The sequence below is a fragment of the Aquimarina aggregata genome (assembly GCF_001632745.1).
In the GTDB taxonomy this organism is placed as follows: Bacteria; Bacteroidota; Bacteroidia; order Flavobacteriales; family Flavobacteriaceae; genus Aquimarina; species Aquimarina aggregata.
The window spans coordinates 1-16,531 of sequence record NZ_LQRT01000046.1; the positions used below are offsets into that span (position 1 = coordinate 1).

Sequence of the window (16,531 nt, forward strand, 5' to 3'; positions counted from 1 at the left end):
TCTGGAATACCATCATTATCATCATCTAAATCTACATTATCGGCAATATCATCGCCATCAGCATCTAAAGGATCTCGCCAGTCTCTATCACCGCCTACATTATCATCATCTGGAAAATCTGTTGCTAACTCCCCTCCATCGGTAGCATTCGTTGCGGGGGTAGTACCTAAATCAATTGTATCATAATTATCATCTAAACCATCTCCATCACTATCAGCATTTGCAGGTAAGGTATCCGGAACATTATCACCATCGGTATCATAAGCCTCGGTAGCATCAGGAATACCATCGCCATCAGCATCGGTATCTATATAATCACCACCACCGGTACCATCGATATCAACAGTATCAGGATCCAATGCAGTACCGTTAGTATCATAAGCATCATTTACTCCATTACCGTCAGTATCTGATTCATCAATTAATGGTGTAGCTGGGTTATCTACAATAGGAGCGATATAACCAACCGTAGGTTGACCCTCAATATTATCCTGAATACCATCATCATCTGAATCAATATCCAAATAATTAGGACCATCATTTACATTACCATCAGTATCAGTAGGTGCACTACTTACTCCTGCTCCATCTACGCCCCCATCTTCTGCAGTATCAGGAATACCATTTGACCCTACACTACCGTTAATAACTCCATCATTATCTGTGTCTAAGGCACCGTTACCCGTCTCGACAACATCATATAAACCGTCATTATCACTATCTAAATCTAAATTATTCGGAATACCATCGTCATCGGTATCTAAACAAACAAATTTAAACGCACCTACACCAATTCCTGTCAAACCACCAGGCTGTTGATTTATATTGAATGTCAATTGTGTTGTATTCCTTGAAAGAAATATTGCTACAGGTGCATCTGCAACAGTCGTGTTAGTTGTATTTATATTTAAAGTTTGCGTGCTTACTAGTCTAGGGTCTAATCCATTAAAATCGAAAAAAGCATCATTCCGTATATCTAGTATCTCAAAAGGATCTCCATCTGTAATTGCTTGAGAAGGTTCCATTACACTTGTTTCTGCATCAAAGAAAAATACATTAGTAGGTTTATCAAATGAATAAACTAAAGTATAACTCCCTCCTTGAGAACCTCCTACTCCACGAAAACCATCGTCTGTATTTGGTGGAGTTCCATTACCTGTTAGTCCAAGAAACAGACCTGCAGGTCGTCCATCATTTGTTTCAATAGAGTTAATAGAAACACTACCTGGATTGTTTGTAATTGTAGCAGTTACTACACTTCCATCTGGTAATGTGACAGAGCTATTAATTGATTGACCGGCATTAAGTACTGTACCCGTAGGCAATAAAAAAGTTTCTAAGGAATTTGCATATGGAGTAGTTGAACCTAATGAAGTAGAAGATAAAAAACACTCAACATCATCCGAAATACCATCATTATCATCATCATCGTCAAAAAAGTCAATAATCTGATCATTATCTGTATCTAATCCAAGCGTATTGTCTCTATAATCTACCTCTATAGTATTTGGATTCTGATTGTTCGGTAAATCTAAAGAACCTCCATTTTGATCATCATCATAATCGATTGCTCCTGCAGCATCTGTGGGGCTGGCATCGTATTGATTTAACAATCCATCACCGTCCGTATCAATTGTATTTGTTGCTGCGGTAAAACCTGCTTCTATAGTATCATTATCACCTTCATCATCTGAATTAAGATCCAAATAATCAGGTTCATCAGCTGCTCCATCTGTATTTTCAGGAGTAAATCCAATTGCCGGAAATCCGTTAGGAATACCATTGGCAGCTACGTTAGTACCCACTACTCCATTATTAGGTAGTGGTATATAGCCGCTGGTAGGTTGTGCTTCTACAACATCAGGAATTCCATCATTATCACTATCTATATCTCTACAGTTTGAAATACCATCCCCATCAAAATCTGCAAATAATTTGGCTAGTGTTATATCATCTAAACGAATGTCATTTCCAAAGCACCCTCCTTGTGTATTTGCTATCTCTATAGTTACAGCTCCAGATACGGCTACAGAATTCCAATTAAACTCTACTTCTTGCCATGTTCCTTCTTGACCAACAGAACCATCGCCCACTGGACTATTAAATATTGTAGCTCCATTGATAATAAAAGCTAATTCTGGGTTTTGCTCTACTATATATATGAAACATCTAAAAACATATGTCGAGTTTGCTTCAATATTAGGGACAGTTTGTTTCCAATAACTTTCTCCTGCATCATCATTTGGATCTATATATAACGTATTATTAGGATTCGCCAATGTACCTGGTGTACCATCGGTAAAAGATATATAATTGGCATCACATGCAACATCTCCTCCAGTCCCTGGTGGTACAGGTCCACCCGTATAATATACGTTTGCTCCTGTTTGATCGGCATCTACAATTAATACACTTCCATCAGGTATTCCTGGTAAAGTATTAGGATATGAATAATACGTGTTACAACGACCATCTGTACTATTGTATGGAGAAATCGCTACCCACCCTTGATCTAGACAAGTATTACCAGAGGTAGAAGGGTAACCTGTACCCCCGTCTTCGTTACCTCGTCCACGATTAAAATCTGATGTCCAAAATGCATAACCATCATCAAAATTAGAGTTTAACACTAGATTTGGGCCTTCAACCGATGTACCCGTAACTGCAGGACATTCTACGGTGTCTAAAATACCATCATTATCATCATCAAGATCTGTAGTATCTCCTATTCCATCTAAATCATAATCTCCATCTACTATTATTGTAATTAAAGACGTACTACAAGGCATGGCTGAGCCTGCTTCACAAATTTGATATCCTATGGTATAAGTCCCTGCAGCAGTCCCTGGTGCAACATTCACTTCACCATTGGCTGTATTCAAAGTTACATTAGGATCAGATGATGAAACTACTGTAATATCAACTGTTCCTATAGTTGCAGTAGCCCCACCAAATGTATCATTAACCAGAACATTTGCTATAGCTAAACCACCGGTACTACCAAGAACTTGTATAGAATTTACATCTGTATTCGCATCAATACAAGTACTGGCGTTACTGCTAAATGTTACTGCAGTATTGGTACCTAGAGTATAGTTTATTCCTGTTTCTGTGACTAATCCATCTCCATCTACTGTAGCTGGATCTGTCATTCCGTATTGACCGCCATCACCTCCATCGGCATCTGGATCACTATATGCCTCATTGGCATCACTACATCCATCATTATCACTATCAAGATTTAAGTGATCAGGAGTTCCTGCTGTGGTTTCTATTGGTACGAGTCCAGTTCCTGCTGTCGCAGGGATCCCAATAGTTCCTGCAGTATTACCTGGCGCTCCATCAGCATCTCCATCATTATCATCATCTGTTCCTCCTGCTTCTACAACGTCATAAATACCATCATTATCACTATCAAGATCAAGATGATCTGAAACATTATCACCATCAAAATCAAAAACTGGATCTAATGTATCACAAATACCATCAAGGTCTGCATCAATGCAAACTGGAGCTGTAGCTGTTCCATTATCATCAAAATCTTCATAATTTAGGATAAAATCCCCATCTGCATCTCCCGAAGGATCTACATTTAATGTATTTTCAGCAGTATCTAATATACCATCATTATCATCATCAAGATCTGCCTGATCTGAAGTACCATCACCATCGATATCATTTGTTCCTATAATTTGATTAATAAATACTGCAGAATCCAAAGACCTATCACCTGTATCCGCAATGGCAATCTTAAATCTATACGTAACTCCTGCAGTAAGCCCATTTATTGTTCCTGTAAACTGATTCGTAATACCATTATATTCTGTAAATATGGGAAATGCTCCAGAGTTCGTATTACAAGTCGCAGGAGGTCCAGGAGGAGTTGCTGTATCAAAACCATTGTTTATAAATAATGCAGATTGCGATAAATCTGCCGGTGCCGCTATTCCGGCATTAGCATTATTACATCCCAAAAAACCTCCATTAACAGAATTTACTGCTACGGGATTTGATGTACCGGGTACCAATGCTAGATTTTGTGAGCCCGTTATCCCTGGCCCTGAAACAAAAAAACCAAATACATCATTAAAAACAGTACCAACATAGTCAGGGTATTCATCTGAACCAAATTGATATACAATCTACAATGCTGTTAATCTAGGATCCAATACCACATCAAATGAAAATACAACTACATCAAAATTAGCATTTGGGTCTATCGCAATGATATCGGGATCGTTATACGTTGTTGGTTGTACTTGTTCAGTAGCAGCGACACCCGAGTTAGACGGAAACGCAGCTGTACCATTACTGCCAAATGCTTGTGTAGCAGTTCCTGTAGTCATCAATACCCCTGTATCTATCGAAAGACTAGCCCCTGCATTACCGTTAGAAAAAGTTGCTAATTGAAAAAACCTACTTCCATTTTCTAAAGTAGGGTTAGATATGGTTATACCTGTACCTCCAAGTTGTGTGGTCAATGCTACATCTGTGGGATTGGCAGTAAAAGTAGCTTGAGACAATACTTCCTTACCATTAAATAGCAATACTATAAAGAAAGTGATTAGCGTAATTTTTTTCATATACTATAAAATTTTGATGCTGTTTTATATTTTATTGATCCTTTACTACTATAAATAAGTAGTTTACAACCAATTAAATTAATGTGTATTGCACACTATGGTTTTTAATATCGTTGAATCAACCGATAGGAAAGGTGAATTACCAAAATGTTGAGATAAATCAATATTATCTTCTCGCATTTTTCTTTCAAAAAAAAAGTTATCTATATGTTGTACTGTTTTTTTTATCTTGAAGAAACTATAAGATACCTGCTCAACAGTACTTACTTTGTAAGTATTAATCATGATGGTTGATTTACAATTTATTGTTATTCAGATTCCCTGCATTCGCTGACTCGCCAAAGGTTACAATTGCAGTTCGTTTTATTTATAATACATTCTAATTCATATCTCTTGTTTAAAAATATAATAGATATGAACTTTATATTTCAAAAATTCAGACAACGGTTAAAAAAGATAGGCATGACTTTTACATACTAAAATTCATGCACAATCATCCAACTTCTACATGAACTCTTTTAAATAGTATTAATGATAATATATCATTATAAGATAATACATCATTTATACTATTACATTGGACGATAAGGAATAAAGGCAGTTTTTTTAGAAACATCTACAAAAATTGTAGTTAAAAAGGGGTAATCGTATGTTTTCTAACAACTTATCTTTATGACTAAAAATTGTATTTACTGTTAAAATATTTAACATAATAAATGTATAGATAATACTTTGATTAGCACTATTTGTTTTCCGCATTTTTTTTACGGTTTTTGTGTATTTTTATTTGCTATAATTTAAAATGAAAACAAATTACTTGCCACATAAAAATTTGCTATTATTCCCTATAATAGTATATTCTATGCTAATTCTTATTGATTTAGCAGTGTAAATCATACAATTTTATTACTTATCATCGATTAATTATGGCTCATAACCAAATAAATTATTTATGGTTTCCCGTAAATAATTAAAAGCTTCTTAGTATATTGTGCAAGATAAAAGGTAAGAAAATTCTATTTAAAAATATTTTTATCTGGTTGTAAGGATAGTGTATTCAACCGTCAAAATGCATAGTATTTTGAATACATTAGTTTTCAAAAAACATCCAGTTAATGATTGGTTTAAATTAAATCGATCGTTATTCAGACCCTGCTTTTGTTGGCTCGCCAAAGTTTTACAATCGCAGGGTTGTTTCTGCGTATAACTGATCTATTAAACAACCATTAACTGGTGTACTTTAAGTTAAAATATGCTTAGTTACAAAAGACCTAAATCTTTTGTCATAGCCACTAAATGAATTGCATTTTTAGCTTTAAAATTATACTTTAATTTATTTAATCTTTTTTCTATAGAACTAATGCTATTTGGGGATATATGGTTTCTTTTAAAGTACATTCTGATTTCTTCCTGAGTTAATCCATCTGATAAATGTTTTAATAGGAGTAAATCGTAATCTTTGAGTTCGAATACATTATTTTTATTCATCGCATTTGCAAGTAGCGGAGATATAAAAGTATTGTTATGATATACCTCACCTACCGATTGCACTAATTCATTTAGTCCATATCGACCTTTACATACATAACCATTTATACTTTGTTCTTTAAAAAATGATTTTACTTTTGCAGGTCTATCTTCCATAGAATAAATAATCACCTTAATGTCAGGTTGTATTAACCGTATTGCATCTATTAGTTGAAGTCCAGATACGAGTTCTCTTTGCCTATGACTTTCTTTAAAAGAAAGATCTGTTATTAACAAATCAAAAGGCTTATCATCTCTTAATGCACGTCTGAATTTTAGGTAGGCATCATCACAATATTGGGCTTGTTGCACCTCTTTTACTCCTGTTCTTTCATGAAGAATATTTGCTATACCATGATTAATACTACCAAGGTCCTCTGTTACTAAAACTTTCTCGAACATATGCTCAAATATTAAATTAATTCGGAAAACATATATTGGCTTTAAAGCCTTTTCCTTTTTCTGAATCAAAGATAAATGATCCACCAATTATTTTTATACGGTTTTCCGCATTCCTAAGTCCACTACTAAAAATAATTTCATTTTTATCTACTCCAATACCTGTGTCAGCATAAGTAATTTCAACATTTTTAGGAGTTTGTCTAAAACTTACAGCGACTAATGCCGCATGACTATGTTTTTTCATATTCACCATTAATTCCTGAATAATACGGTGAGTAATAATTTTTTTCTCGGGAGTAATCGATTGCCAATTGATAATATCAATATCCTTTATAATAATTTTTGTTTCGTTGGTACTATAACTACTTAGCATATTACCTAATTCTTCAGAATAATGTGTACCTGTATCAAAATTATTATTCTCTCTTGATATGTCTCTTGTACGATTATATATATTTTCTAACTTATCAAGTACATCATGACTATGTTGATTATTCTGTATTTGTGTCATTACATTATACACATCATTAGCTAACTCATCATGTATTCTTTTAGAGATACGAGTTTCTGCGTTAAAAACATCTCGTATTTTTTCTCTTTTATGCCGTTGCCTGAATAAATAAAATACAAGTCCACCAACCAATATAAGTATAAGGGTTCCTAACAGATTAATCACCTTTTGTCTTTCTTTCTTGGCAGTTTCTGCTTTTAGAATTAGGTTTTCGTTCGTGAGTTTGTCGTTTTCATACTTAGTTACTGCATAAATCTCACGGTTACTCTGATTAATATTTTGCAATTTTATATACACTTCATGAAAAACTTTTGCTTCTTCATTACTATCAGACTGTAGTTGAAAAATAAATCCTAATGATTCTAGAATTGATGTTAGACTATTTAATTCTTTTGCATTTTGATACGCAGCTTCGGCATATTGTAAAGCTTTTTCCTTATTTTTTGTCAAATAATACTTAGTAAGATGTATATTACTTGCTATAAGCCCATCAACATCTCTAATACTATCACGTATACTTCTGGCTTGTAACAATAATTTTTCAGAGGTAGTATTCTTGGGGTTCTGAAGCCACTTGACATAACCTAGATTACCAATTACCCTAGCATACTCTCTCATACTTTTTCTAACAACCACATCTGATTCTAATTGGGTAAGAATTGATACAGCCTCTTTATAATTACCTTGACTAGCTAGTATATTTGCTTTAGTGTTCTTGAATACTAAGATATATCTTTGTCCAATTTTTTTAATCGATACACTATCTATCCCTAGATTTAAGGCTTTTTCATTATACTTTAACGCTTCTTCATAATTTTTTTGCTCTCTATTAGCTACCGAAATACCGTGATATAAACCTGAAAGACTTCGTAAATCTTTGTCTGTATTTTCTAAATATTTTACACCTTCTATTGCTGTAGTTTTATTTCCTGAGTAATCACCAAGACTTTTTTGAATATTGGTCATATTTAGCAAACTCTTTCCTGCCATAACACTATCTTTCATTGCCTTGTAAATTTTAAAGGCCTCGTTATGGTATTTAAATGCTTCGGTAAGTTGGTTGTTTTTATTATGATACACTCCTAATTTTATTAGTGAAATACCTAAATAAAAGCTATCTTGATTTTTAGCAGCTAAATCATATAATTTATGTGAGTATATAACGGCACTATCATAATTTTTCATCATACCCAGTAACATGGTCTTTTGCATCAATCCATTATAAATCAATGAATCTTGTTGATACAAATATGCAACTTCAAGGAAAGAAGAAACATATGCTAAACGTTTCGACAGAGGAAGTGTTTTTTGTTTACTTAATTCATATTGTTGAGCAATACTATTTAGTGCTTTTTGTCTAGAAATTCTATTAACATCCTGACTAAAGGCACTATTACTATTAAAAACAAACAAAATCCCAAATACAATAGGGATAAAAGAAATGACACGCCAAAGTTTCATTTCATAAAATTACTAAATTAAATTTGGTCTATATAGCAGCTTTTGCACTACATAGACCAAATTTAACACTTCTTTATTTTTTAAGGAATTTTAATTCCCACCTGGATCCTCTGTTTCTACACTTCCATCTTCACCTGTAGTTGCAACTTCATCTGTTGGGGTTTCTAAATTGTCAGCAATACTATCTGATGTACAAGAGGTAAAACTAACTGTCATTACTAAGGCTAATAGGATATAAGATATGGTTTTCATAATTGATTATTTTTTTTTCGATTTAACACAGGGGTTTCTAGCCGGAATTATTCCAGGAAACATGATCTCTAATTACTGTTACAATATTTGGGAGTACTCCTTTTTACTATGGAAAGTTGAAATCCGCTAATGTAGTATTTGGCAACTTTCCGATTGACCACTGACTACATAATTACGGTTTTCCGTAAAAACTAGGCGGATACATTTACTATGTTAGCAGTACGTAACCGGAACTAATTTCTTATGGTAAATTTATAAAGAGTGGTGACCTTTGTAAACGAAGAATTCCAAGGATTCCAAAGATTCCTAAGAAATCCTAAAGATTCCGAAAATCTGAAATAATTATGAAACGAAAAACAAGTGTTACTTACAGGGATGAGATCCTGCAGAAGTACAAAAGGGAAAAAGGTGGTGAAATGAGTTGCTACTTATTAGAGCCGACCCGCAAACAAATCAAAGAAGCGTGCATGTGGCTTCTAAGTCGAAGAAACGAAAAATACGATCAAGGTATTTTAAATCGTTTTTTTAAATTTAAAGAAGGTGAAAATAGATTGTTTGCAATTGAAAGAGTAAAAGGTGATAAGTTTAAACCTATCGTTAATTTTTTAACCGGAGAAACAAAGTCAACAACTCCAGCCAATTTAGAATTAATTGCTTGGCTTATCGATTTTAAACCTAGACCATTATCTATTTATCTAAGGTCTATACCTAAAATTGAAGAGGAAAATGTAATTTTAAATGTAGGAAGTGATTCTTTACGATCTCTTAAAGAAGAGTTTGAAATAGTAGAAACACCAGAGACAAAGGTTATCCAGAGAAATGAAAAAAGTATTACTATTATTTCTCAAATTAACCCGTCTCTAAAAATTACAACAATAGTATCCTTATGATACTATAATGAAAAACAAAAAAACGTGAACTAAACATTTACTACTTGGATACATAAACTAACCAAGAATAAGAAAGTTTTAATTAAGTTGATTTTAGTTTGAAAACAAATTAATTACATAAACATCTTAATTAAGGGGCATTAATTCTTTAACAGAATATACATCGTCGACATTGCTCTCTTCTTTTTTAAATATACACTTTGCTAATTTTTCTAAGTACTTAGTTTTTAGATAAAACATCTATTTGTGAATTGTAATAAGCCATAGCCCCCCTATCAATTACCGTTCACATCACATTAAACCATATTTTTTTAACACAAGATCTCTTGGAACTTTTATTTTTTTATCTTTTGATAGTGTACTTTATTCCTCCAATATGAAAGTGCGCCTAAAATAATAAGCACGGCTACAGAATAATAAATTGAATTTGGAGTGATTACCTTATCTCCACTTGCATAAGAATGTAAACCTTTAAGGTAAAAGTTTACTCCAAAATAAGTCATTAAAACACTGTAAATTGCTAATACTGAAGCTAGATTAAACCACCATCTACTACGTAGGCCAGGTACTAATCGCATATGTATTACAAATGCATACACCATAATACTAACTAAAGCCCATGTCTCCTTAGGATCCCAACCCCAATAGCGCCCCCAACTCTCGTTAGCCCACATACCACCAAGAAAATTTCCTATAGTAAGCATAACAAGTCCAATGGTAAGGGCCATTTCATTAATAACGGTAATTTCCTTAATATTAAGATCCATTCGTTTCTTATTTGACTCTGTAGTTAAAATCATCAACAATAACGAAAGAATTCCTAAAATAGCTCCTACAAAGAATGGTCCGTAACTTCCAACAATAATAGAAACATGAATAAGCACCCAATACGAATCTAGAACTGGTTGCAAATTAGCAATTGCAGGATCTGTCCAATTTTGATGTGCAAAAAATAAGATTATGGCAGCAACAAATGTAGTAGCGGCAATAGTAAGGTTACTGCGTCTACCAAAAGCAAAACCGATTGCTAATGTAGCCCATGCAACATAAATCATAGATTCATAAGCATCACTCCATGGAGCATGTCCAGAGACATACCAGCGAATAATTAATCCTGCCGTATGTAATATAAATAGCAATGTAACTATACCTATAGTACCATTAATTAAAACCTTAACTATTTTAGATTCTTTAAATATTCTAAGAATTACAAAAATCATTAGTAATAAGCCAAACATCCCATAGTACCTGTATAGTGTTCTAAAAATATCATACTTATTAAGTGCTATTTCAGCTTTAACTTTTTTATCTGTAGGCATTACTTCGCTACCAAACTTTTTTTGAAAACTTTTTATACTAGCAACATATTGGTCTGGTTTACTGTAGTCTCCAGTCTTGCGCGCTTCTTGCAAGGATTGTCTATAAATAGGAATAATCTGTCTTGTATACACAGAGTCCATACCCGTAAACTTAAATTCATTTAATTCAGGTACAGAAACCCATTTATTATCTTCATTTCCAGGAACAGGAAAAACTTTTAAAATTCCTCCCCCTAAAGCTTGATTTAATAAATAAAACTTTTCATGTGTTTTTAAGAATTCTTTTTCAAACTGACTAGGTGTATTTGTGCTACTTGCTTTCTCTAAATATGGATCCAACTTATAGGCCCCACTAGGTTCAAAAAGATCAATTAAAGATACTTTTTTAGCAGATTTAGGAACTCCTAAAATTTTACGAATACTATCATTTTTCCAATCAATTTCGATAATTGGAACACTGTACCATACAAGTGGATTTTCAACCATAGATACAAATACCTGATCTGCATTTAGCTTTTCATACGTATCCTTTTTGCTAATTTTACGCAATAATTCTGAAGAAAATGTATTAACAGGTTTCATTCTACCTCGCTCATCCTGAATTACAATACTTCCAAATTTAGCAGCATGTTCTTTAGGTACTATGTTAGCTTTAATAATAGAATCTAACTCTGCCTTACTAGGTAACGTTTGTAGATGATCATTATGACCTGGTACGTCTTGTGCAAATGAAATTGTAGTTACTAGTAAGGTAATACTTATTGTTAAAGCTTTCTTTTTGGCTTTTATCTTACTTAACTTTTTTTCTAAATCTTTAAATCGTGACCCTCTAGTAAAAAGAATCAGCATTAATCCTAAATACAACAACATATATCCTGCATATGTAATTAACGTTCCCCATCTATCATGATTTACAGAAAGTACCGTTCCTTTTTCATCTGGATCAAAAGAAGCTTGAAAAAATCTATAGCCTTTATGATCCAGAATATGATTCATATAAATATCATATGGCCGTGATGTATCGTTATCTATAATATCCACTTTACTCATATATGATTTATATACATTTTGCGTACCTGGATATTTTTCAGCAATAAAGTCATTTAATTTTAATGAAAAGGGAAGTTCCATTCGTTTAGAACCATATGTAAAGTACATATCAAGACCTCCTAAAGAAATCTTATCCATATCATTTGAGTATCCTTTTCCTCCGAGTAGTTTTATTTCTTTGGTTTCTCCATTAGTTGAAACATCTAAAATTAACGCATCTTGTTGCCCTTTACCTTTAACCTCAATTGGTACGACATCATAACTACCTTTGATTACAGGATCAGGAATTACAAATTGCATTCCTGCAGTTTGATACAAGGAACGCAACATTAAAGGTTGTACACTATCTTTAAACACAAGCCCTTGTTGTTGATCAGCCATTCTAAGATAAGAACCTTCAAAAGGGGATTCTATAAAATAATCATCATTTTTATATGTAATATTGATTGCACCTTTGGTTGGCTTATTAAATGCGATTAGTACATTATGAATATTTGAAACTTCTCCTTCTTCAATAAAATGATCATGACGATCGCCATCACCAGCTTCAACAATTTTCAAATAATTGTTTCCTTCTTCAGATGGTACTAAGCCCATTTCGGCTCCTTGAATATAATTTTTATAAGCTATAGAAACTGGTTGTTTATTATAATCGGTATCTATAACAAAATCGTTACTAGTTGCCTCTGCCAACTCTACAGCCTCAGAAATAATTCTACGACGTGGTTCTCCATTAATTTCTCCATCTAAAAAAATTGTGATGTATGTTTTTTCTGAAAGAAAGGTCGATGTAGTTTCACCTTCACGTATGGGCATCACTCCCTCATAACTAATATAACGTGTAATAAAAGCGCCTACAATAATTAAAATAAAAGATAAATGCAATAGTAATGTGGCCCATTTCTCTTTTTTATACAATCTATATCTAAAAATATTTCCGGAAAAATTTATTGCAAAAAACACCATAATAGCTTCAAACCACCAAGTATTATATATCCATATTCTTGCTGCCGTAGTACCGTATGCATCTTCTAGAAATGTTCCAACCCCCATCGAAGCAGCAAAAACAATAAATAAAACCGCCATCAAACGTGTAGAGAACAAAAGACTTTTTAGCTTATCTAGCATAATGTTTTTTCTTTTTTTTAGCTCGGCAAATTTAATGTTTTTAACAAGATTATATTATATTATGACACTATGATTTAAAGGTTTTAACAGAAGTTTGCATATCGTATACCTAACCAGCCCCTTTTTATGCTTTTTATATGCTCATTAAAAAAAAGTTTCTGCTTTTTGCAAGAAATTTAATAGGATAAAAAAGATATGATCATATAAACCCTTTTGTCTTTGAATTATTAAAATACTATATCGTATTTTATATAATAAAAACCAATACTTTATTATTCTACTTTTTAAGAGAACTTCCTTACTTTTGTCTAATGATTAGGGTTATTTTACTTGGTGCAGGAAATGTTGCACAACATTTGTATAAGGCTTTTTATAAGCAACCAGCTATAACTATTGTACAATGCTATAATCGTAAAGGGGTTCGATTACATCCTGATCAAAATGAAAATAATGTTACCAAAAATATAGCATCCATAAAGGAAGCAGATATTTATATTATGGCTGTAAGTGACGATGCTATAAAAACACTTTCTAGTCAACTCCCTTTTACTAATCGATTAGTAGTACATACATCAGGAAGCGTTCCTATGATTGCTATTAATAATTCTAATAGACAAGGTGTTTTTTACCCCTTGCAAACCTTTACCTCTGATAAAGCTGTAGATTTTGCAAAAATTCCTATTTGCATAGAGGGAGATCAAGAAAAAGACCTTTTCTTGATAGAGAGACTTGCATTACTTTTATCAAAAAAAACGTATCAAATCTCATCTGCACAACGTAATATATTACATGTTTCTGCTGTGTTTGTAAATAACTTTACTAATCATTTATTCTCTATCGGAAATGATATATGTAAAGAAAATAATATCCCTTTTGAAATTTTACATCCTTTACTTCAGGAAACTGCTAAAAAAGCATTAGAAATAAACCCTAATAAAGCACAAACTGGTCCTGCTATGAGAAATGATACTAAGACGATAGCTCGTCATCTTAAATTATTATCAGACCCTTCACAACAAGAAATATATCAAACTCTTACTAAAGCAATACAATCTAAATATGGAAAAAAGTTATAAAGAATACTTACAACACATTACTACTTTTATTTTTGATGTTGATGGTGTGTTAACCGATGGCACTGTTCTAGTACATACTGATGGCCAGCTATTGCGAACAATGAACATAAAAGATGGTTATGCTCTTAAAGCTGCCGTACAACAGGGATTTAACGTTTGTATTATTTCTGGCGGAAAAAACGAAGGGGTACGACAACGCTTAAAAAATCTTGGAATTAAAGACATATATTTAGGGGCGCATCAAAAGGTTGAACAACTAGAAGAATATCTTAAGCTTCATGATATAAAAATGCAAAATGTATTGTACATGGGCGATGATATACCTGATATTCCTGTAATGAAAATGATAGGTTTACCTAGTTGTCCTCAAGATGCTGTCGCAGAAGTTAAGGAAGTATCGAAATATGTTTCTTATAAAAAAGGAGGAAAAGGCTGTGTTAGAGATGTTATAGAACAAGTACTAAAAGTTCAAGAAAAATGGGTATCTAATTTTGATGCAGAAGCATAACTTTAGAACTGTAAAACAAAAAAACAATCTTACTACCTCTTGATAAATGAAAATTGTATTCGCGACCAATAATCAAAATAAAATAAAAGAAGTGAAGGCCTTAATTCCAAGTTCTATAGAATTATTAAGTCTTGAGGATATTAACTGTTTAGAAGACATTCCTGAAACTTCAGACACAATTGAAGGCAATGCAAAACAAAAAGTTTTATACATAAAAGAGAACTATGGATATGATTGTTTTGCTGATGATACTGGCTTAGAAGTAGAAACTCTAAATGGGGAGCCAGGGGTATATTCTGCTAGATATGCTGGCCCAGCAAAAGATGCTAATGCAAATATGGAAAAACTTTTGAATGCATTAGAAAATAAAGAAAACCGTAATGCCCAGTTTAAAACTGTTATCGCCTTAGAATTAAATGGAACGTTAAAAACATTCACCGGAATTTGTAAAGGTCGTATTATTGATCAAAAAAAAGGAGATAAAGGTTTTGGTTATGACCCCATTTTTTTGCCTGATGGGTATACTCAAACTTTTGCAGAACTACCACTATCAGAAAAAAATAATATTGGTCACCGTGGTAAAGCCGTGCAGCAATTAATCAAATTCTTGAATTCCTAATCTGCTTCAGGAAATGCAAGCATCTCTCCCATTCCAACTGTAAACAACCAATTACCGTAAATAGCATGCTCTATAGATACTAAAGTGGTGGATTTTGTTTTTTGAAAAGTGTAGGCGAATAACAATCCTCCAACAAAAGTAAGTAACTGTACCAAAAAACTTCCTAAAAATAGGTGCGCCAAAGAAAAAAGAGTTGCATTAATAAAAATAAACAACCATTTATTTTTCACAAGTTCTTCATAGCGTTTATAAAAAAAAGTTCTGTAGATTATTTCCTGTGGCCAAACAGATAGAAAGGTATACACAAACAAAATCATAATCCACAATTGTGGTTTTTTAATTAAAACCGAAAACAACTTTTCTTGATCAACAAAGAATACATACATTCCTGTTACGATCATTATAATACATAACTTTATTAAAATATTCTTCCAAAAAGGTCTCCAAAACTGTTTATTCGGGAGTTTCAACTTAAGTACACCTTCTCTTTTTGATAAAATCAATATATAAATGAATCCAATAAGAGTTACAATAACCTTAATGATAATAGGGTACTCTATCAAAAAACTAACAGGAAGTAAAATGAAGAGAATGAACAACTCTAAACCTTTGTATAAATTAGTATGCATTGTTAGTCTATTTTTTGACTAATTTCAATATAAAAAACGAACTAAAACCTATTTCCATAAAAAAAACCTCTTGGGGCAAGAGGTTTTTTTCAATTAGGGGTAATTTTTGACGTTTTAGTTTAATTCAATCTAGGTAATCAAAATTTTTATATTTTATGCTTTTATTATCTTTCTTATACTCCAAAGATACCTTGCTTTTATTTATTTTTTAATTGGTATTAGCCAAAACACCTTTTTTGTATCGATGAAAAACAATATACTATCGATAAACTAACACTATTCCTATTAAAGTCGAAGATTTTTTTACTTACTTACATAATAAAATCTCTTTGGGGCAAGAGATTTTATTGGATCACTTTTAAAAAATAGGTAACCAGAATAATTAAAATTGTATTGTACTTTATCTCATTCTAACAACAACAATAAAATTGTTAAAAATAAAAGCCTCGAGGGGATGAGGCTTTATAGGTTAAGGGGCAAAAAAAAGTATACACACAATCAATTCCAATTTTTCTCTTACTTGTTTTTCTTTTACACTTCAAAAGTAGTCTATATTACACATCAATTCACAAAATC

At 32.5% G+C, this 16,531-nt stretch carries 9 protein-coding genes and 1 pseudogene; 4 read left to right on the top strand and 6 right to left on the bottom strand.

The genetic code is table 11. The features are described 5' to 3' along the window. The 4 genes and pseudogenes from AWE51_RS27145 to AWE51_RS26690 all read right to left on the bottom strand — a co-directional run. A pseudogene (locus AWE51_RS27145) lies at nucleotides 1-4,583 on the bottom strand (choice-of-anchor L domain-containing protein); the annotation flags it as partial. 1,260 nt (nucleotides 4,584-5,843) lie between these two features. After that, nucleotides 5,844-6,512: a response regulator transcription factor gene (locus AWE51_RS21065; RefSeq protein WP_066318935.1), complete on the bottom strand. Its 669-nt coding sequence runs from the start codon at nucleotides 6,510-6,512 to the stop codon at nucleotides 5,844-5,846. A 16-nt stretch (nucleotides 6,513-6,528) separates the two neighbouring features. Beyond that, nucleotides 6,529-8,484: a tetratricopeptide repeat-containing sensor histidine kinase gene (locus tag AWE51_RS21070; protein ID WP_066317856.1), complete on the bottom strand. Its 1,956-nt coding sequence runs from the start codon at nucleotides 8,482-8,484 to the stop codon at nucleotides 6,529-6,531. A gap of 90 nt (nucleotides 8,485-8,574) precedes the next feature. Continuing rightward, nucleotides 8,575-8,736 carry a hypothetical protein gene (locus AWE51_RS26690; RefSeq protein ID WP_157766188.1) on the bottom strand — a complete coding sequence of 54 codons (162 nt, stop codon included), beginning with the start codon at nucleotides 8,734-8,736 and terminating at the stop codon, nucleotides 8,575-8,577. Between the two features lie 344 nt (nucleotides 8,737-9,080). On the opposite strand from AWE51_RS26690, the gene AWE51_RS21075 reads away from it, so the two are divergent. Next, nucleotides 9,081-9,626 (top strand): hypothetical protein, encoded by a 546-nt coding sequence (locus AWE51_RS21075; protein WP_147405054.1) that lies wholly within the window; start codon nucleotides 9,081-9,083, stop codon nucleotides 9,624-9,626. A gap of 335 nt (nucleotides 9,627-9,961) precedes the next feature. Here AWE51_RS21075 and ccsA read toward each other — a convergent pair whose 3' ends face one another. Further along, nucleotides 9,962-13,123, bottom strand: coding sequence for a cytochrome c biogenesis protein (ccsA, locus tag AWE51_RS21080; RefSeq protein ID WP_066317861.1), 3,162 nt, complete (start codon nucleotides 13,121-13,123; stop codon nucleotides 9,962-9,964). A 311-nt stretch (nucleotides 13,124-13,434) separates the two neighbouring features. Between ccsA and AWE51_RS21085 the strand changes: the two genes are divergently transcribed. The 3 genes from AWE51_RS21085 to AWE51_RS21095 are packed head-to-tail and all read left to right on the top strand — an operon-like array spanning nucleotide 13,435 to nucleotide 15,326. After that, nucleotides 13,435-14,199 (top strand): Rossmann-like and DUF2520 domain-containing protein, encoded by a 765-nt coding sequence (locus AWE51_RS21085; protein WP_066317863.1) that lies wholly within the window; start codon nucleotides 13,435-13,437, stop codon nucleotides 14,197-14,199. Beyond that, entirely contained in the window at nucleotides 14,183-14,707 is a 525-nt protein-coding gene (locus AWE51_RS21090; protein WP_066317865.1) for a KdsC family phosphatase, read from the top strand. Before AWE51_RS21085 ends, AWE51_RS21090 begins: the two co-directional genes overlap by 17 nt. A gap of 46 nt (nucleotides 14,708-14,753) precedes the next feature. After that, entirely contained in the window at nucleotides 14,754-15,326 is a 573-nt protein-coding gene (locus tag AWE51_RS21095) for a non-canonical purine NTP diphosphatase (RefSeq protein WP_066317869.1), read from the top strand. Here AWE51_RS21095 and AWE51_RS21100 read toward each other — a convergent pair. Then, nucleotides 15,323-15,955 carry a CPBP family intramembrane glutamic endopeptidase gene (locus tag AWE51_RS21100; protein WP_066317871.1) on the bottom strand — a complete coding sequence of 211 codons (633 nt, stop codon included), beginning with the start codon at nucleotides 15,953-15,955 and terminating at the stop codon, nucleotides 15,323-15,325. The genes AWE51_RS21095 and AWE51_RS21100 overlap by 4 nt on opposite strands. Nucleotides 15,956-16,531 lie beyond the last annotated feature (576 nt).

Excerpts from the sequence above, each read along its gene's own strand:
- AWE51_RS21065 (WP_066318935.1), bottom strand. The coding sequence starts at position 6,512 with ATGTTCGAGAAAGTTTTAGTAACAGAGGACCTTGGTAGTATTAATCAT.
- AWE51_RS21070 (WP_066317856.1), bottom strand. The coding sequence starts at position 8,484 with ATGAAACTTTGGCGTGTCATTTCTTTTATCCCTATTGTATTTGGGATT.
- AWE51_RS26690 (WP_157766188.1), bottom strand. The coding sequence starts at position 8,736 with ATGAAAACCATATCTTATATCCTATTAGCCTTAGTAATGACAGTTAGT.
- AWE51_RS21075 (WP_147405054.1), top strand. The coding sequence starts at position 9,081 with ATGAAACGAAAAACAAGTGTTACTTACAGGGATGAGATCCTGCAGAAG.
- ccsA (WP_066317861.1), bottom strand. The coding sequence starts at position 13,123 with ATGCTAGATAAGCTAAAAAGTCTTTTGTTCTCTACACGTTTGATGGCG.
- AWE51_RS21085 (WP_066317863.1), top strand. The coding sequence starts at position 13,435 with ATGATTAGGGTTATTTTACTTGGTGCAGGAAATGTTGCACAACATTTG.
- AWE51_RS21090 (WP_066317865.1), top strand. The coding sequence starts at position 14,183 with ATGGAAAAAAGTTATAAAGAATACTTACAACACATTACTACTTTTATT.
- AWE51_RS21095 (WP_066317869.1), top strand. The coding sequence starts at position 14,754 with ATGAAAATTGTATTCGCGACCAATAATCAAAATAAAATAAAAGAAGTG.
- AWE51_RS21100 (WP_066317871.1), bottom strand. The coding sequence starts at position 15,955 with ATGCATACTAATTTATACAAAGGTTTAGAGTTGTTCATTCTCTTCATT.